Annotated in this window: 15 protein-coding genes; 11 read left to right on the forward strand and 4 right to left on the reverse strand. The window is 64.1% G+C overall.

Translation table 11 applies throughout. The features are described from left to right. Positions 1–27: 27 nt before the first annotated feature. Both RPS27_RS34355 and RPS27_RS34360 read right to left on the reverse strand, forming a co-directional pair. On the reverse strand, positions 28–870 hold the full coding sequence (locus RPS27_RS34355; RefSeq protein WP_194408242.1) for an IclR family transcriptional regulator: 843 nt from the start codon (positions 868–870) through the stop codon (positions 28–30). A gap of 191 nt (positions 871–1,061) precedes the next feature. Then, complete coding sequence (locus RPS27_RS34360; protein WP_212067103.1) at positions 1,062–3,191, reverse strand: acetate--CoA ligase family protein; 2,130 nt, start codon at positions 3,189–3,191, stop codon at positions 1,062–1,064. Between the two features lie 350 nt (positions 3,192–3,541). Between RPS27_RS34360 and RPS27_RS34365 the strand changes: the two genes are divergently transcribed. The 3 genes from RPS27_RS34365 to frc all read left to right on the forward strand — a co-directional run bounded on the left by RPS27_RS34365 (position 3,542) and on the right by frc (position 7,387). Continuing rightward, a complete protein-coding gene (locus tag RPS27_RS34365) occupies positions 3,542–4,237 on the forward strand; it encodes a GntR family transcriptional regulator (RefSeq protein WP_200495029.1) in 696 nt (231 codons plus the stop codon). A gap of 73 nt (positions 4,238–4,310) precedes the next feature. Further along, positions 4,311–6,044, forward strand: coding sequence for an oxalyl-CoA decarboxylase (gene oxc / locus RPS27_RS34370; RefSeq protein WP_194407223.1), 1,734 nt, complete (start codon positions 4,311–4,313; stop codon positions 6,042–6,044). Positions 6,045–6,109: 65 nt separating this feature from the next. After that, the gene (frc, locus tag RPS27_RS34375; RefSeq protein ID WP_063195930.1) at positions 6,110–7,387 is read left to right on the forward strand and encodes a formyl-CoA transferase; all 1,278 of its coding nucleotides are present in this window, start codon (positions 6,110–6,112) and stop codon (positions 7,385–7,387) included. A 69-nt stretch (positions 7,388–7,456) separates the two neighbouring features. On the opposite strand, the gene RPS27_RS34380 is transcribed toward frc, so the two are convergent. Continuing rightward, positions 7,457–8,416 (reverse strand): alpha/beta fold hydrolase, encoded by a 960-nt coding sequence (locus RPS27_RS34380; RefSeq protein WP_212067199.1) that lies wholly within the window; start codon positions 8,414–8,416, stop codon positions 7,457–7,459. A gap of 220 nt (positions 8,417–8,636) precedes the next feature. Here RPS27_RS34380 and RPS27_RS34385 point away from each other — a divergent pair, with 220 nt between their 5' ends. After that, positions 8,637–9,080: an SRPBCC family protein gene (locus RPS27_RS34385; protein WP_211417586.1), complete on the forward strand. Its 444-nt coding sequence runs from the start codon at positions 8,637–8,639 to the stop codon at positions 9,078–9,080. A gap of 144 nt (positions 9,081–9,224) precedes the next feature. Here the strand turns inward: RPS27_RS34385 and RPS27_RS34390 are convergent, their stop codons facing one another. After that, positions 9,225–10,556 (reverse strand): Hsp70 family protein, encoded by a 1,332-nt coding sequence (locus RPS27_RS34390; RefSeq protein WP_212067104.1) that lies wholly within the window; start codon positions 10,554–10,556, stop codon positions 9,225–9,227. Positions 10,557–10,900: 344 nt separating this feature from the next. Between RPS27_RS34390 and RPS27_RS34395 the strand changes: the two genes are divergently transcribed. The 7 genes from RPS27_RS34395 to RPS27_RS34425 all read left to right on the forward strand — a co-directional run bounded on the left by RPS27_RS34395 (position 10,901) and on the right by RPS27_RS34425 (position 18,734). After that, entirely contained in the window at positions 10,901–11,038 is a 138-nt protein-coding gene (locus tag RPS27_RS34395) for a hypothetical protein (protein WP_211417588.1), read from the forward strand. 244 nt (positions 11,039–11,282) lie between these two features. Continuing rightward, entirely contained in the window at positions 11,283–12,572 is a 1,290-nt protein-coding gene (gene oxlT, locus RPS27_RS34400; protein ID WP_211417589.1) for an oxalate/formate MFS antiporter, read from the forward strand. Positions 12,573–12,824: 252 nt separating this feature from the next. Further along, positions 12,825–14,159: an oxalate/formate MFS antiporter gene (gene oxlT, locus RPS27_RS34405; RefSeq protein ID WP_194407219.1), complete on the forward strand. Its 1,335-nt coding sequence runs from the start codon at positions 12,825–12,827 to the stop codon at positions 14,157–14,159. Positions 14,160–14,335: 176 nt separating this feature from the next. Further along, the gene (locus RPS27_RS34410) at positions 14,336–14,764 is read left to right on the forward strand and encodes a CBS domain-containing protein (RefSeq protein WP_212067105.1); all 429 of its coding nucleotides are present in this window, start codon (positions 14,336–14,338) and stop codon (positions 14,762–14,764) included. Positions 14,765–14,872: 108 nt separating this feature from the next. Continuing rightward, positions 14,873–15,892 (forward strand): 2-dehydropantoate 2-reductase, encoded by a 1,020-nt coding sequence (locus RPS27_RS34415; protein WP_212067106.1) that lies wholly within the window; start codon positions 14,873–14,875, stop codon positions 15,890–15,892. Then, complete coding sequence (locus RPS27_RS34420) at positions 15,889–16,677, forward strand: fumarylacetoacetate hydrolase family protein (RefSeq protein WP_212067107.1); 789 nt, start codon at positions 15,889–15,891, stop codon at positions 16,675–16,677. Before RPS27_RS34415 ends, RPS27_RS34420 begins: the two co-directional genes overlap by 4 nt. Before the next feature lie 650 nt (positions 16,678–17,327). Continuing rightward, positions 17,328–18,734, forward strand: coding sequence for a hypothetical protein (locus RPS27_RS34425; protein WP_212067108.1), 1,407 nt, complete (start codon positions 17,328–17,330; stop codon positions 18,732–18,734). The last annotated feature ends 36 nt before the right edge of the window (positions 18,735–18,770 follow it).

An 18,770-nucleotide genomic window follows, 5' to 3' on the forward strand; every position in this document is an offset into this window, starting at 1 on the left:
TCCAGCGACAGTGCCCGGATTTTCCAATTAGCGGGGCGTCGGCATCACCCCGCCGAGCGCAAGGGTCAGCTCGCCGGCGACGTCGCGCACGATTTGGCCCACTTCCGGCAATCTGTCGTCGGTCAGGCGGCTGGTCATGCCTGAGACCGAAATCGCCGCCAGCGGCTCGGCGCAGTCGTTGTATACCACCGCAGCAATGCAGCGCAGGCCCATGCAGGCCTCTTCATCGTCGAGCGCAAACCCCTGCTTGCGGATCTTTTCGAGCTCCTTGAACAGGTCACTCGGGCGCACGATCGATTTCTCGGTCAGGCGGGGCATGCCGTGATGGCGGATGACGGCGCCGACGTCCTCGTCCGAATAGGTCGCGAGCACCGCCTTGCCGACACCTGATGTCACCATGGCGACGCGGCCGCCGACCTGGGTCAGCGAGCGCATGATCTCGCGGCTCTCCATCCGGGTCAGCACGATGATGAATTCGTCGTCGACGACGGCGAGATTGGCGGTCTCGCGGGTGAGATCGCGCAGCTTGCGCAAGTAGGGAATTGCCTGCGTGGAGAAATTGCGCCGCCGCGCAAAGCTTGCGCCGACCGTGAAGGCGCGCGAGCCGACGTGCCATTTGGATGCTGCACGGTCGAACTGGACGAAGCGGCGGCTTTCCAGTGTCGCCAGCAAGCGGTGCACGGTCGAGGCCGACAGGCCGGTGCGGATGGCGAGATCGCTGAGGCGGTAGCCTTCGTCGTCCTCGGCCAGTGTTTCCAGGATCGACAGTGCGCGGTCGACCGACTGCACGCCGCCGTCGCGTGCGTCATGGTCAGCCTCCGATGACGATCGAGGCTCAAGTGATTTGCGCCGGATCACGTTCTTGCTCATCGCGACCTGCATCTCTTCTTTCCCCTCTTCCCGCTTGTGGGGCCGAGACGAGCTTCGCTCGCTCAGAGAGGGTCAGGGTGAGGGAGTCTCCGCAAGGACAGTGGCAGATAAACTCGCGGAGAGTACCCCTCACCTGGAATTTGCTGCGCAAATTCCGGCCTCTCCCCGCAAGCGGGGAGAGGCGAAGATCGTCAGAGCAGCCCTGCCCCGCGCGCCCACTTGTACTTGGCGCCGAGGACCTCGACCGGCAGCTCGGTCGAATAGGCATAGGCCGGGATGCCGTTCTGGTAGAGATATTCGGCGGCTTCCTCGACCTCGACGTCGCCCGCGAGCGAGGCGACGATCGGCTTCACGAAGCCCTTGGCCTCCATCTCCTTCTTCACCTCGACCATATTGCGGGCGAACACCATCGGCGGGGTGACGATAGTGTGCCAGTAGCCGAGGATCAGCGAGTGGATGCGCTCATCGGAGAGGCCGAGCTTGACCGTGTTGACGTAGGTGATCGGCGGCTCGCCGCCGGTGATATCCACAGGATTTCCGGCCGCGCCGAACGGCGGGATGAACTTGCGGAAGGCCGCATCGAGATCCGACGGCATCGACATCAGCGACAGGCCGTTGTCGACGCAGGAGTCCGACAGCAGCACGCCCGAGCCGCCGGCACCGGTGATGATCAGCACGTTCTCGCCCTTCGGCGTCGGCAGCACCGGCACGCCGCGGGCGAATTCGAGCAATTGCCGCAAGCTGCGGGCCCGGATCACGCCCGACTGCGCCAGCACGTCCTCGTAGATCTTGTCGTTGCCGGCAAGCGCGCCGGTGTGCGACGAGGCCGCCTTGGCGCCGGCCGACGTGCGGCCGGCCTTGAGCACGACGACCGGCTTCTTCTTGGAGACGCGCTTTGCCGCTTCCGCAAAGGCGCGACCGTCCTTGAGGTCTTCGCAGTGCTGCGCGATCAGGTTCGTGTTCGGATCCTGCTCGAAGAAGGCGAGCAGATCGTCCTCGTCGATATCGGACTTGTTGCCGAGGCCGACGATGGCCGAAACGCCCATCTTCGCCGAACGCGAGAAGCCGATGATGGCCATGCCGATGCCGCCCGACTGCGACGACAGCGCCGCGTGGCCCTTGACGTCGTAGGCCGTGCAGAAAGTCGCGCAGAGATTGGCCGGCGTATAATAGAAGCCGTAGATATTCGGCCCCATCAGGCGGATGTCGTACTTCTTGCCGACCTCGACGATCTCGGCCTGCAGCTCCGGCGCGCCGGCTTCCGCGAAGCCCGACGGGATCAGCACCGCGCCCGGGATTTTCTTCTCGCCGCATTCGGTCAGCGCCGCCGCGACGAACTTGGCAGGGATCGCGAACACGGCGGTGTCGATCACGCCGGGCACGTCCTTGACGCTCTTGTAGGCCTTGTAGCCGAGGATCTCGGCGGCCTTGGGGTGGATCGGATAGATGTCGCCCTTGTAGCCGCCGTTGATGAGGTTCTTCATCACGGAGTTGCCGATCTTGCCGTCCTCGGCGGAGGCGCCGACCACGGCGACGGCCTTCGGCTGCATGATGCGGCTCATCGCCGCGACGATCTCTTCGGTCGGCCGCGGCTTCGGCTTCGGAACATAGGCGAAGTCGACGACGATACGGACGTCGGCCGCGATCGCGCTCTTCGCCGTCGCGAACACCGGGTTGAGGTCGAGCTCGACGATCTCGGGGAAATCGGTGACGAGCTGCGAAACTTTGACGATGACGTCGGCGAGCGCCGTACGGTTCACCGCTTCGCCACCGCGCACGCCCTTCAAAATCTCGTGGGCCTGGATGCCGTCGAGCATCGACAGCGCGTCTTCCTTGGTCGCGGGCGCGAGGCGGAAGGTGATGTCCTTGAGCACCTCGACCAACACGCCGCCGAGGCCGAAGGCGACCAGCTTGCCGAACGAGCCGTCGGTGATCGAGCCGACGATGACTTCGGTGCCGCCGGCCAGCATCTGCTGCACCTGGACGCCCTCGATCTTGGCGTCAGCCTTGTACTTCCTGGCGTTGGACAGAATGGTCTCGTAGGCCTTTTCGGCGTCCTCAGCCGTCTTGAGGCCGACGATGACGCCGCCGGCTTCGGTCTTGTGGAGAATGTCCGGCGAGACGATCTTCATCACGACCGGGAAGCCCATCGAGGAGGCCATCTTGCCGGCCTCGCCCGCCGACTTGGCCACGCCCTCCTTCGGAACCGGAATGCCGTAGGCGTCGCAGACCAGCTTGCCTTCCGGGGCCGTCAGGCTGGTGCGGTTGTCCGCCTTGACCTGGTCAAGCACCTTGCGGACGGCTTCTTTGGAATTGGACATGTGGCTTCTCCCTTGACCTCAGTTCGTTCTTTTCAAAGCGCGCGCGTATTTGCGACTGCCCGTGATGCTTGCCATTCGCCGCGCTGTGCTCCATGTCGCGGGCCGGAGCGGCATAAAGCCCAAGACTACTCCGCCGCTTTGGATCAAAAATGGCTGGCGATGGCATTTGGTATGCCAGAAGCCAACTTGTCAAGCTGCAGCATGGCTTAGAACGCCGCAAAAAATAGCCGCCTTGACATTCTGGCATGTGGTATGCCAAAAACTTTCCCGTTAATATTCCTGTAAAAGACGACTCCCACTGGAGGAGATTCGTCGTGTCACTACGGAAACCAACCAAGGCGTTGCCGAACATGGCCGAGGCAGACATCGCAATCGTTCGTATTGCCCCGGAGAGCAGCTTCAAGAACAAGGCGTATGACGCCTTGAAGGAAGCCATCCTCAAGATGGACATCTATTCGACGCCCGAGCCGGTGATGCTGGACGAGCGCGCGCTGTCCGAACGCCTGGGTGTCAGCCGCACCCCGATCCGCGAAGCCATCGCGATGCTCGAGCAGGACGGTTTCGTGAAGACGGTTCCGCGCCGCGGCATCATGGTGGTGCGCCGGACCAAGAGCGAGATCGTCGACATGATCCGCGCCTGGGCGGCGCTGGAGAGCATGGCCGCGCGCCTCATCACCACCACCGCGCGCAAGAAGGACATCACGGCGCTGCGCGACTATTTCAAGGACTTCGGCAAGGACCGCCTGCCCGAGGATCATGTCGAGGAATATTCGCGCGCCAACATCGCCTTCCATCAGGCGCTGATCTCGCTGTCGGAATCGCCGGTGCTGGTCGATCTCACCAATGACCTGCTGCTGCACGTGCGCGGCTATCGCCAGCTGACCATCGGACGCAAGGACCGCACCGCGACCTCGCTGCCCGAGCATCTCGCGATGATCGAAGCACTCGAAGCGCGCGATACCGAACTTGCGGAGAAGCGCGCCCGCGACCACACCCTCGGCCTTGCCGCTTACGTCGAAGCGCATGGCCAGGAATTGTTCACGTAACTGTTCACCTAGCAACGTTCACCAGAAGGGCGAACAATTCGCCCCGCTACTTGAGACCAGGGAGAGAAGGCCCATGCTGAATACCGCGACCAAGTCCGAGGCACCGGGCACCGAGCAGGAACTGACGGATGGCTTCCATCTCGTCATCGACGCGCTCAAGCTGAACGGCATCAACACTATCTATAATGTGCCGGGCATCCCGATCACGGATTTGGGCCGCATGGCGCAAGCCGAAGGCATTCGCGTGATTTCCTTCCGCCACGAGCAGAACGCCGGTTACGCCGCAGGCATCGCCGGCTATCTCACCAAGAAGCCCGGCGTGTGCCTCACGGTCTCCGCGCCCGGCTTCCTCAACGGTCTGACCGCACTCGCGCACGCCACCACCAACTGCTACCCGATGATCCTGGTCTCGGGCTCCTCCGAGCGCGAGATCGTCGACCTGCAGCAGGGCGACTACGAGGAAATGGACCAGCTCGCGATCGCCAAGCCGTTGTGCAAGGCGGCCTATCGCGTGCTGCACGCCCAGGACATCGGCATCGGTTTCGCCCGCGCGATCCGCGCCGCGGTCTCGGGCCGTCCGGGCGGCGTCTATCTCGACCTCCCCGCAAAACTGTTCGGCCAGGTCATGAGCGCCGATGCCGGCCAGAAGTCGCTGGTCAAGGTGATCGACGCGGCGCCCGCGCAGATCCCCTCGCCCGCTTCGGTCAAGCGTGCGCTCGACGTGCTCAAGAGCGCCAAGCGTCCGCTCATCATCCTCGGCAAGGGCGCGGCTTACGCGCAGGCCGACGAAGAGATCAAGAATTTCGTCGAGAAGAGCGGCGTGCCGTTCCTCCCCATGAGCATGGCCAAGGGCCTGCTCCCAGACACCCATCCGCAGTGCGCCGGCGCGGCCCGCTCGACGGTGCTGAAGGAATCCGACGTCGTCATGCTGATCGGCGCGCGGCTGAACTGGCTGCTCTCGCACGGCAAGGGCAAGAGCTGGGGCGAATCCCCGAAGAAGTTCATCCAGGTCGACATCGAGCCGCGTGAGATGGACTCCAACGTCGAGATCGTCGCGCCCGTGGTCGGCGACATCGGCTCGGTCGTCTCCGCCTTCAACCAGGCGATGGGAACGGGCTGGACCGCCCCTCCCGCCGACTGGACCAAGGCCATCTCGTCCAAGCGCGAAGAGAACGTCGCCAAGATGGCGCCGAAGCTCATGAACAACAAATCGCCGATGGACTATCACGGCGCGCTCGGCGTGCTGAAGAACGTCATCAAGGAGCACCCCGAGGCGATCCTCGTCAACGAGGGCGCCAACACGCTCGATCTCGCCCGCGGCGTCATCGACATGTACCGGCCGCGCAAGCGTCTCGACGTCGGCACATGGGGCGTGATGGGCATCGGCATGGGCCAGGCGATCGCGGCCGCGCTCGAGACCGGCCATCCCGTGCTGGCCGTGGAAGGCGACTCGGCGTTCGGCTTCTCCGGCATGGAGGTCGAGACCATCTGCCGCTACAACCTGCCGATCTGCGTCGTCATCTTCAACAATGACGGCATCTATCGCGGCACCGACGTCAACGGCGCCAATTCCGATCCGGCGACCACAGTGTTCGTCAAGGGCGCGCGCTACGACAAGATGATGGAAGCCTTTGGCGGCGTCGGCGTCAACGCGACCTCGCCCGACGAGCTGAAGCGCGCCGTCAACGAGGCCATGAAGTCCGGCAAGCCGACGCTCATCAACGCGGTGATCGATCCGGCCGCCGGCTCGGAAAGCGGCCGCATCGGCAACCTCAATCCGCAGAGCGTTCTGCAGAAGAAGAAGTAAGTCCACCCCTCAACCCTTTATTCCCTGCCGGGTGCAGGGGCAGACACAGAGTACGGAGCAACAAGATGACCAAAGCGCTCACGGGCGTTCGCATTCTCGATTTCACTCACGTCCAGTCCGGGCCGACCTGCACGCAGCTCCTGGCGTGGTTCGGCGCCGACGTGATCAAGGTGGAACGTCCGGGCGTGGGTGACATCACCCGCGGCCAGCTGCAGGACATCCCGAACGTGGACAGCCTGTATTTCACCATGCTCAACCACAACAAGCGCTCGATCACGCTCGACACCAAGAACCCCAAGGGCAAGGAAGTCCTCACCGAGTTGATCAAGAAGTGCGACGTGCTGGTCGAGAATTTCGGCCCCGGCGTGCTCGACCGCATGGGCTTCCCCTGGGAGAAGATCCAGGCGATCAACCCGAAGATGATCGTCGCCTCGATCAAGGGTTTTGGCCCCGGACCGTACGAAGACTGCAAGGTCTATGAGAACGTCGCGCAGTGCACCGGCGGCGCCGCCTCGACCACGGGCTTCCGCGACGGCCTGCCGCTCGTCACCGGCGCGCAGATCGGCGATTCCGGCACCGGCCTGCACCTGGCGCTGGGCATCGTCACCGCGCTCTATCAGCGCACGCATTCGGGCAAGGGCCAGCGCGTCACCGCCGCGATGCAGGACGGCGTGCTCAACCTCGCCCGCGTCAAGCTGCGCGACCAGCAGCGCCTTGCCCACGGCCCGCTCAAGGAATACAGCCAGTTCGGCGAAGGCATTCCGTTCGGCGATGCCGTGCCGCGCGCCGGCAACGACTCGGGCGGTGGCCAGCCCGGCCGCATCCTGAAGTGCAAGGGCTGGGAGACCGATCCCAACGCCTACATCTACTTCATCACCCAGGCTCCGGTCTGGGAGAAGATCTGCGACGTGATCGGCGAGCCCACCTGGAAGACCGATCCGAACTACGCGAAGCCTGCGGCCCGCCTGCCGCGCCTCAACGAGATCTTCGCCCGCATCGAGCAGTGGACGATGACCAAGACCAAGTTCGAGGCGATGGAAATCCTCAACAAGGACGACATCCCCTGCGGCCCGATCCTGTCGATGAAGGAAATCGCCGAAGACCAGTCGCTTCGCGCGACCGGGACCGTGGTCGAGGTCGATCACCCCACCCGCGGCAAGTACATCTCGGTCGGCAACCCGATCAAGCTGTCGGATTCACCGAGCGAGGTGGAGCGCTCCCCGCTGCTCGGCGAGCACACCGACGAGATCCTGCGCTCGGTGCTCGGCTTCAGCGACCACCAGGTCGCCGAGATCCACAAGTCCGGCGCACTCGACCCGCCGCAGAAGCAGGCCGCGGAGTAAGCGGACACAACAGCGAATGACGAAGGCCGCCGGTTTCGGCGGCCTTTTTGTTTGATCCCGATTTCGAGCTTAGTGCTCTCCGAGCTGATCGCGGAAATACTTCACCACCGCTGCATTGAACTCGCGATGAAAGCCCACCCGGTCGAACCCGGCCGGCGTGTCGGTACAGATGCGGGGGACGGCTGCCGCGAGCTCGGCCGAACACGGCGCGAGGAACGCAAAGTGGCCAGCTGGAACGACATGAATCTCCGGCTTGCCCGGCAATCCCTGCGCGACGCGCTCCGTGCCCGAGCCGTCGCCGACGCCGGGGCCGCCGAACTGCGAGCGCCAGAACTGGAACGGCACCTTGACAACGGCGAGATTCTCCCGCGTCAGGGTGCCTGGCGCGGGATCAACGATGACAGCGGTGCGGATGCGCGCATCCTGGATCGGCTCGGGCGGCGTCTCGCCATTGTGAAGCTGCGCGCAAGCGCCGCTCGTCTCCTTGCAGAAGCTGGCGATCCTCGCGAAATCCGGCTTGGTCCCCATCAGCACGAAGCCGGTCGCACCGCCACTCGAGAAACCAAAGAACCCAACCTGGGCGGGATCGATCACCGCCCGGTCCTTCCAGTTCTTCAGCATGAAATCGAGCAAACGAACGATATCCGCCGGACGCGAGCCCCAGAGGGACAGCGTATCGCGCCGCGAGGAATCGTTTGCGGTGTCACCGGGATGGTTGATGGCCGCAACGACGAAGCCCGCATCAGCCAGCGCCTCCGCGGTGTCGTGATGCTGGCCGAACCAGCCGCCACGACCGTGCGAAAAGATGATGAGCGGGAGTTTCGCGCCTGTGACGGGACAATCCCTCGCCCCCTTCAGGTCGAAATCGGCACCGACCGCAAGGCTGCCCAACGCCACATGCGCCGTCTCGGCCGCGCACGGATACCAGATCGCGCCTGACAGCGCCGGGCCGGATTCAAGGAGCTGAATGCCCGCAGCCTCCGCGGTCGACGTGAAACAGCAGAAGATGACGGCAAAAACCCAAAGCATCCTGCGCAACGGAAGTCCCCTAGTTTCGCGCTAGAGTTGAACGAAGAAGGACAGCGGAATTGTGGCTTCGGTTTTGAAGCGGATGCAGATTGCCGGCGGCCGGTCACCCGCCAAAAAACGCGAGACCTCGTGTCGGATCGGCGGTGTCCCGTTCGTCCTCGTGACATGAAGGGGCCATAGACGCCAATCTCGGGCCCATCAATCAATGAGGATGCCAACCATGCCCAGCACGATCCGCCTGCATCGCGTTCTCGCCACCAGCCCGCAGAAGGTCTATCGCGCCTTCCTGGAAGCGGATGCTATGGCGAAATGGCTGCCGCCGAACGGCTTCACCTGCACCGTGCATCATTTCGAGCCCAAGGTGGGCGGCACGTTCAAGATGTCGTTCCGGAACTTCACGACGGGCAACAGCCACTCGTTCGGCGGCGAATATCTCGAGCTCGTGCCCGGCGAGCGCCTGCGCTACACGGACAAGTTCGACGATCCCAACCTGCCCGGCGAAATCCAGGTCACCGTGATCCTGAAGAAAGTTTCGGTCGGCACCGAGATCGACATCACGCAGGCCGGCATTCCCGACGTCATCCCGCCGGAGGCCTGCTATCTCGGCTGGCAGGAATCGCTGCGCAATCTGGCGAAGCTCGTCGAGCCCGAGATCAATCAGTAGCGGCGACATCAGTATGGTAGGGCGGGCAAGGCGCACTGGCGCCGCGCCCGCCATTCGTCTCTGGTCGCGTACAGGACGTGGGCACGCTTCGCATTGCCCACCCTACGGCGCTGCGCCCGCAATGGCGGAGAATGGGAGCGAGCGCTATGCGCCCGCCTTCTTCCCGATCCCGCCATCGGCGGTCCAGCGATCCGGCTCGGGACTGTGCCCGATCAGCGCGAGCCCGTAGGCGATCGACTCGAACTGGTCGCCCGACATCAGCCGTTCGTTGCCGAAGCGTTCGGCGAACAATTTTCGCACCGCCGGCACGAACGAGGTGCCGCCGGTCAGGAACACCTTCTCGACCTCGCGCGCGGTGATGCCGGCTTCGCCCAGCACCTTGTCGACGGTGGCGCCGAGGCGAGCGATGTCGTCGGCGATCCAGGATTCGAAATTCTTTCGCGTGACGGTCGATCCGATATCGACGCCGCCGCCTCTGAAACGGAAATCCACCTCGTCCTGCGCTGAGAGCGCAACCTTGGCGTCGGACACTGCGCGGTACAGCGCAAAGCCGAGGTCGAGATCGACGATGGTGATGAAATCCTCGAGCAGTTCAGGCTTCAGCGCGGTGCGCGCAAGCTCCCGGAGCTCGCGCAGATCGCCATTGCTCTTCATCATCGCCAGCTGATGCCAGCGGGCCAGGTTGGTATAATGACCGCTGGGGATCGGCAGCACCTTGTCGAAGGAGCGGAAGCTGGAGCCCTTGCCCAGGCGCGGCGAGACCACGTGATCGACGATGCGGTAGTCGAACGTGTCGCCGGCAATCCCGATGCCGGCATGGCCGAGCGGCTCGGCGCGAAGGGCACCGCCTTTGCGCGAAAAGCGCATCACGGAGAAATCGCTGGTGCCGCCGCCGAAATCCGCAACCAGCACGGTGGCATCGCGCTCGAGCTTTCGGGCGAAGGAGAACGCGGCGCCGACCGGCTCGTAAACATAGCGCGCGTGGCCGGCGCCGAGGCGCTCGAAGGCGGCACGGTAGCGCTGCATGGCCAGCGCCTCATCCGGATTGCCGCCGGCAAAGCGCACGGGCCGGCCGACCGTGATGTTGGACGCCTCGAAGCCGAACTTCTCACCGCCATGGCGTGCCAGCGTGCGCAGGAATGCCGCCAGGATGTCCTCGAACTTGAAGCGCTGCCGGAACACCTGGGTGGTTTGGAAGCTGCTGCTGGCGGCAAAAGTCTTGAACGACTGGAGGAACCGGTAGACGTGGCGGCCTTCGAGGAACGTCTCGATCGCCCACGGGCCGCCCTCGGCCTGGGCCCCGGCGCCCGGCCGGTCCTCCCAGAAGCACAGCGCCGAGACATAGGTGCTGTGGCGCTGGCCGCCATGGTCGAACCGGATGGCCTCGACCCGACGGTCGTCCGCCGCGAGCGCGACGACCGTATTGCTGGTCCCAAAATCGATGCCGATCGAGACGGCGGGCGAAGCGCTCGACATGAACCACTCTGACGGTTGATTGGATAAGGGGGCGGACCACTAGCCGCTTTGACTTGTCCTGCCAAGCCCGTCCGCTGCAGTGCGGCCGGAGCCTGGCGCCCGCCGCGACGAGATTCCGGGATTCCGCCCGGGCTTTCGCGCCTTTCGGCAATGGCAGGGCCCGCTCAGCGGCTTGAGATGGGCAATTTCTTGCCCGAACCGGCCGCATTAACCCGGCGTTATGCTGCAATGCGGCGTATTACATGCTGCCATGCAAACAAACGCATGGACAGTGGCATCTGGTATACATAGATTGTTCCCAGACATGAGACGCAAGACTGACCGTCTCAAGAAAGGAAATTCCAATGTCCAAGACCGCTTCCGTTGCTTTCGCCCCCTCCGCCTCGCTGTTCGCCCGCCTGATGGCCGCGATCGACAGCTTCCTGATGGCGAGCGCCGAGATCTCGAACCACAACGGCGACCTGCCGCGCTTCGGCCTGTAAGCCGTTACTTTCCCGCGCTGCCACGCAGCGCGACGGTTTCAGAACGATCCACATGCTACTTTTGATGAATGGCCCCGCACGACGGGGCCATTTCTACTTGTGCTGTTCCGAGTCACAGTTGCCGCTGAACAAGGCTGCGACATTTGCGCACGGTGGCCGGACCAGCGCTTGAAGCTTGGCATAATGCATACAAGAATGCCTCTCCAGCGCTCGCAGAAAAATTAGAGGCGCCACGGGAGGCTTTATGACGGACATGGTGCAGGCAACCGCCCCTACTACCGCGCGCGTTAGCGACACGTATCGCTGGGCGCAACTGGCGATCGGTGTAGGCGCGATGGTGATGATCGCCAACTATCAATACGGCTGGACGTTCTTCGTCCCCGACATCCAGAAGAAGTTCGGCTGGGATCGCGCGTCGATCCAATGGGCCTTTACCCTCTTCGTGCTGTTCGAGACCTGGCTGGTGCCGATCGAAGGATGGTTCGTCGATAAATACGGTCCGCGAATCGTCGTGCTGGTCGGCGGCGTGCTCTGCGCCATCGGCTGGGCGATCAACGCACAGGCCACCACGCTCAACGGCTATTACCTCGGCATGATCGTCGCGGGCATCGGGGCCGGCGGCGTCTACGGCACCTGCGTCGGCAACGCGCTGAAGTGGTTTCCGGACAAGCGCGGCCTCGCCGCGGGCATCACGGCGGCAGGTTTCGGTGCAGGCTCTGCGCTGACGGTCGCGCCGATCCAGGCCATGATCAAGGACAGTGGCTTCCAGACCACCTTCCTCTATTTCGGCCTCGGCCAAGGCATCATCATCTGCATCCTCGCCTTCTTCCTGCTGTCGCCGAAGGCGGGCCAGGTGCCGAACGTGGTGGCGAACGCCAATCTGCTGCAGACCCGCCGCAACTACCAGCCGACCGAAGTTCTGCGTCAGCCGATCTTCTGGCTGATGTACTTCATGTTCGTGATCGTCGGCGCCGGCGGCCTGATGGTGACGGCCAACCTGAAGCCGATCGCGGCCGACTGGAAGGTCGACAACGTGCCGGTCACGCTGATGGCGGTGACGATGACGGCAGTGACCTTCGCGGCCACGATCGACCGCGTGCTCAACGGCCTGACGCGTCCGTTCTTCGGCTGGATCTCCGACATGATCGGCCGCGAGAACACGATGTTCATCGCCTTCGGCATGGAAGGCTTCGGCATCTGGATGCTCTACCTCTGGGGTCACGATCCGATCTGGTTCGTGCTGCTCTCGGGCTTCGTGTTCTTCGCCTGGGGTGAGATCTACTCGCTGTTCCCCTCGACCTGCACCGACACATTCGGCGCCAAGTTCGCGACCACCAACGCCGGCCTGCTCTACACCGCCAAGGGCACTGCCGCGCTGCTGGTACCGATCGCAAACTACATGCAGCAATCGTCGGGCACCTGGGACAGCGTGTTCATCATCGCAGCCGGCGCCAACATCCTGGCCTCGCTGCTGGCGATCGCGGTGCTCAAGCCCTGGCGCAAGGTCGTCGTCGCAAAATCGACGGTCGCCTGACGCCCCACCACAGCTTCATCGAGCAGACGCCCGGCCTTGCGGCCGGGCGTTTTCGTTTGGGGAAAGCTTGCGGCGCCCGCTCCCCGCTGGAACCGAATATTTGTGACAATCCGCCGCAGTTAGCACTTGCTTTCTGGAATATGGTATACCAAGCTCTCCCCCGCGCTTGCGACGATAAGCCACAACATTTGCGACACTGGGTCATCTTGCAATCCCAAGTCGTAGTCAATCAGGCGCGTTGGGAGGTTCTTGATGATTTCCAGCACGGATGGCGCCGTCACGGCCGCGCCTCTTCGCACCGGTTTCCGTTGGTTCCAGCTCGCCATGGGCATCGTCTGCATGGCGATGATCGCCAATCTGCAATATGGCTGGACGCTGTTCGTCGATCCGATCGATGCCGCCCATCATTGGGGACGCGCCGCGATCCAGCTCGCTTTCACCATCTTCGTCGTCACCGAGACCTGGCTGGTGCCGGTCGAGGCGTGGTTCGTCGACAAATACGGCCCGCGCATCGTCATCATGTTCGGCGGCGTGATGATCGCGCTGTCCTGGATCCTCAACTCCTATGCCGACTCGCTCACGCTGCTCTACGCGGCAGCGGTCATCGGCGGCATGGGTGCGGGCGCGGTGTACGGCACCTGCGTCGGCAACGCGCTGAAATGGTTTCCCGATCGCCGCGGCCTTGCCGCCGGCGCGACGGCCGCGGGCTTCGGTGCGGGCGCTGCGCTCACCGTGGTGCCGATCGCAGCCATGATCGCATCCAGCGGCTATCAGCACGCCTTCCTCACCTTCGGCATCGGCCAGGGCGTGATCGTGTTCGTGCTCGCCTTCTTCATCCAGCCGCCGCGGCTCTCGATCCCGCCGAAGAAGAAGCAGCTCAATTTGCCGCAGACCAAGATCGACTTCACCCCGCCGCAAGTGCTGCGGACGCCTATTTTCTGGGTGATGTATCTCGTCTTCGTCATGGTCGCCTCGGGCGGCCTGATGACCGCGGCGCAGATCGCCCCGATCGCGCACGACTTCAAGATCGCGAGCACGCCAGTCACGCTCGCCGGCTTCCAGATGGCGGCACTGACCTTCGCGATCTCGCTCGACCGCATCTTCGACGGTTTCGGCCGCCCGTTCTTCGGCTTCGTCTCCGACACGATCGGCCGCGAGCACACCATGTTCATCGCCTTCGGCACCGCCGCCTTGATGCTGCTGACGCTGTCGGCCTACGGTCACATCCCGCTCGTCTTCGTGCTGGCAACCGCGGTTTACTTCGGCGTGTTCGGCGAGATCTACTCGCTGTTCCCCGCGACCTGCGGCGACACCTTCGGCTCGAAATTCGCAACCACCAACAACGGCATGCTCTACACCGCGAAGGGCACCGCCTCCCTGCTCGTTCCGCTCGCAAGCGTGATCTCGGCGGCCTATGGCTGGAAGGCCGTGTTCGTGGTCGCAGTGGCCTTGAATGCGACGGCGGCGCTGATGGCGCTGTTCGTGATCAAGCCGCTGCGCCGCTCCTTCATCCTCGGCAAGGAAGCCGAGAGCACCGAGACCGCCACCGGCAGTGCCAAGACAAGTGCAAAGACCGAGACGGCGTAGCCGCCGCACATTCGCGACAACGAGAAGGGGCGCAGCGATGCGCCCCTTTTCTTTTTGTCTCGACGGCAAACGTCAGTATCGCTGTCGCAAGATTTTTCGGATCGGCCAAATCCAATGCTTGACGGTTGGCATTATGTATACCACACTTCTCCCAACATTCACCCAGGGAGGTTGCAATGCTGGTCGGAGACATTCTGCGCAAGAAGACGCCGCGCGTTGTCACGGTGCGGATGAACGAAACGGTGGGTATCGCCGCCAAGCTGATGCGCGCCAACAACATCAGCGCACTGGTGGTCAAGGACGTGGTCCGCTCCGAGGGTAACACCGCGGTCGGCATGTTCACCGAGCGCGACGTGGTGCGCGCCGTCGCCGAGCACGGCACGAACGCCGTCAACGTCAAGGTCTCGCAGCTCGTCTCGGTGCAGCAGCTGGTGTCCTGCACCTCGAGCGACACGATCGATGACGTCCGCCACCTGATGAACCGGCACCACATCCGCCACCTGCCGGTGATCGACGATTACAGCCTCGTCTCCGTCATCAGCATGCGCGACATCGCAGCTGCCATCGACGAGGCCCTCAACGGCACGCCGCAAGCGGCCGCCTAAACGATACGACCCTTCCCCTGCGACTGCCGGCCCCGGCTCGGATCCTTCCGAGCCGGACCGGATCTTTCGTCCCAAAAATCCGACTTCGGCTCCCTCCGCGAGGATTTCATGAAGATCTGTATCTACGGCGCCGGCGCGATCGGCGGATATCTCGGGGTTCAGCTCGCACGCGCAGGCGCCGATGTCAGCCTCATCGCACGCGGCGCGCACCTCGCCGCCATGCGCGAGCACGGCCTGACGCTGCTCGCGGGCGAGGAGAAGCACACCGTGCATCCGCGCTGTACCGACGACCCCAATGAGCTCGGCGTGCAGGACTACATCATCATCACGCTGAAGGCGCATTCGATCACGGGCGTGATCGAGAAGATGCAGCCGCTGCTCGGGCCGCACACCCGCATCGTCACCGCCGTCAACGGCATTCCCTATTGGTACTTCCACAAGCACGGCGGCCAATACGAGAACTCGACGCTGGAGAGCATCGATCCCGGCGGGCGGCAGTGGCGCGAGCTGGGCGCCGAGCGCGCCATCGGCTGCATCGTCTATCCCGCCACCGAGCTCGAGGCGCCCGGCGTGATCCGTCACGTCTACGGCAACAACTTCCCGCTCGGCGAGCCCTCCGGCGAGGTCACACCAGACGTGCAGCGCCTCGCCGATCTGTTCGTCGCCGCCGGGCTGAAGGCCCCGGTGCTCGACCGCATCCGCGACGAGATCTGGCTGAAGCTCTGGGGCAATGTCTGCTTCAACCCGATCAGCGCGCTCACGCACGCAACGCTCGACGTGATCTGCACCGATCCGTCCACGCGTGCGCTGTCGCGCGCGATCATGGTGGAGACGCAGGCGATCGCCGAGACCTTCGGGGTCAAGTTCCGCGTCGACGTCGAGCGCCGCATCGAGGGCGCCCGCAAGGTCGGCGCCCACAAGACCTCGATGCTCCAGGATCTCGAGCGCGGCCGCCCGATGGAGATCGACCCGCTCGTCACCGTCGTGCAGGAGATGGGCCGCCTCACCGGCATCCAGACGCCCGCACTCGACTCGGTGCTGGCGATGGTGACCCAGCGCGCCCGCATCGCCGGGCTCTATGACGGCGTCTCGACGCCGGCAGATCCCCGCGCACTGGCGGTGGCATGATGGCTGGCGAGATCAAGAAGTGGCTGCGCTTCCGGAATAATGGCACGACCGGTTTCGGCACCCTGACCTCATCGGGCATCAGCGTGCATGAGGGCGAGATGTTCGGCCGCAATGCCGCCACGGCCAGGACACTGGCGCTGTCGGAGGTCGAGCTGCTCGCGCCTTGCGCGCCCAGCAAGATCGTCGCGCTCTGGAATAATTTCCACGCGCTCGCCGCCAAGCTGAACCAACCCGAGCCGCCGGAGCCGCTCTATCTCCTCAAGGCAACCACGAGCATCACGACGCCGGGCGCCGTGATCCGCCGTCCCTCTTATTACGACGGCAAGACCACCTATGAGGGCGAGCTCGGCATCGTCATCGGCAAGACCTGCGCGCGCGTCTCGCCGGCAGAAGCCGACAGCTTCATCTTCGGCTACACCTGCGTCAACGATATCACCGCCAACGACATCCTGACCAGCGATCCCACCTTCCCGCAATGGGCCCGCGCCAAGGGCATCGACGATTACGGCCCGTTCGGCCCCGTGATCGCAACCGGCCTTGATCCGGCGAAGCTCACGGTGCGTACCATCCTCAATGGCGCGGAGCGGCAGAACTATCCGATCTCCGACATGATCTTCTCGGCGCAGGAGCTGGTCAGCAAAATCTCCCATGACATGACCCTGCTCCCGGGCGACCTCATCGCCGTCGGCACCTCGGTCGGCGTTGGGGTGATGAAGGAGGAGGTGAACATTGTGACCGTCGCGATCGACGGCATCGGCGAGCTCACCAACGAGTTTCGGCTGTAGCTGCGATGCCGTAGCCCGGATGGAGTAGCCCGGATGGAGCGAAGCGTAATCCGGGGCAGTCCATCGTCATGCACAGGTCCCGGATTGCGCTTCGCTCCATCCGGGCTACAGGCTATCGCCATCGTCGCCGCAGCGCGGCAAAATTGATCCTGCGCAAATCGCGCCGTCCCGGCCGCCACTATCCTTTCCGGCAAGAGATCGATGTCTCATGCCAGGGAGGACGCCATGACAAATGCCAATAATGCACTTTTGTGGACGGCTCTGTACTTTGCGCTCGCATTCGGCGCGATCTTCGTCGTCTGGTTCGCCGACAAGATACGCGCGAGCTTCCTCGGCAAATGAGCGCGCCGCGTCGCGTCGGCGGCTTAGGCGAGTAACGAAATCTGCGTGGAATGTAGCGTAGTCCGCGTCCCGCGCGCGATGCTCCCGCATGCGCCCATCCGGGCTACAGAAATGCCCGCTCCGTCATTCCGGGGCGGAGCCCCCACCGCTGCGGGAAGACCCGGGGCACCCCGCCGTGCCGTCCTTCCCTCAATCAGCGGTGGATCGCGCGTCCCGAGGCATCATGCTCCTCCGACAGCCCCTTGCGCGGTGTTCGGCTCTCCAATAGCAATCATGGCGAAAATGTGTGCCGGCGTGAGGAATTCACGATGTGGCTGTTTTTCCTGATTGCCTGGTTGGTGCTGCTGGCCGTCATCGCGTTTCTCGCCCAGCAGACGTTTGGTTACGACTTTGCCCATCTGCCCGCCTGGTTCGCGGGGCTTCCCATGCCGCAACGCATCACTGTCGGCGCGATCCTGGCGGGGACGCTGGGCCTGATCGGCGCGTCTGCCTGGCGGCTGTCACGCCAGGACCGCAGGCTGAAGACGCTACGTGACCGTCTCAAGAAGACCCGCGAGGACGTCGTCGTCGCCCACGCCCTGCAGAACCATCTCGACGCCACCGTCCAGCATTTGATCGAGAACGATCCCCGGGAAGCGGTCTCCGCCCTCCACGACAAGCTCGGCGAGACCGAGCGGCGCGCGCTGCTGCAGCAGGGCCGCAACGAATCCACCGACATGCACGACCAGCTCGCCGAAATCCGCCGCCGCCAGCAGGCACTGCGCGAGATGGTCGGCAAGGTCGCCGATCAGCGCCGCGCGGTCGAGCCCGTCTTCACCGAGATCCGCGACCGCCAGAACCAGCTGGAACGCTCGCTGCACGACCTCGAGACCGACGACCGCAAGAACAACCTCGCCGACCGGCAGCGGGACATCGCGCGCGACGTGTCGGCGCTTCTGGGGCGGGTGAACGCGGTCCAGGACACATTCGCGACCCTCAACCGGCACAAGGAGGATCTGGCAAGATCCCACGCCGAGCTGGCGCCGCTGCGATCCTCGGATGCCGGCATCAACGCCTTGATCGGCGAGCTCAGCCTCAGCCACGACCGTCTCGCCAAGACCATCGACGAGCTTGAGACCGGCGGCGAGACGCCGCTCGCGACGCGCGTCGAAACACTCTCGAAGAACAAGATCGAGATCGAGCAGCGCCTCGCCCGCATCGACGACAGCTTCGACATCCTGAAAAGCATCCGGCTCGATTTCGAGGAGCTCGGCCAGCGCCAGGCCCAGCTCGAACGCGCGCTCGCCGACGTCGAAACCGATTCCGACGGCAAGACCCTCGCAGACCGCCAGAACGCGCTGAACGAATTCGTCCTCCAGTCACGCCAGCGTCTGGCTGCCTTGCAGGAGACACTGGCGACGCTGAACGCGTTCAAGACGGAGCTGTCGAAGTCGCAGGCCGACCTCGTCCCGCTCAAGGCGCCGGTGTTCGGCATCGAGGCCATGATCGCGGAGGTCGGCGCCACCCGCGATCTCCTCGCCAAGACCGTCAGCGAGATCGAGGCCAACGGCGACGTGACGCTGGCCTCGCGCGTCGAGACCCTGACCCGGAGCAAGCGCGAGGTCGAAGACCGCCTCGCCCGCATCTTCGACAATTTCAACGCGCTCGACGCCCTGCGCAAGGACATCGGCGGCATCTTCGCGACGATCAGGAATGGCCTCAATCGGATCGGGTGAGGCGCTTCACGCCGTTCCGAAACATCCAGACACATC

Origin of the sequence: Bradyrhizobium sp. WYCCWR 12699, from assembly GCF_032144035.1 — a bacterium.
Classification (GTDB): domain Bacteria; phylum Pseudomonadota; class Alphaproteobacteria; order Rhizobiales; family Xanthobacteraceae; genus Bradyrhizobium.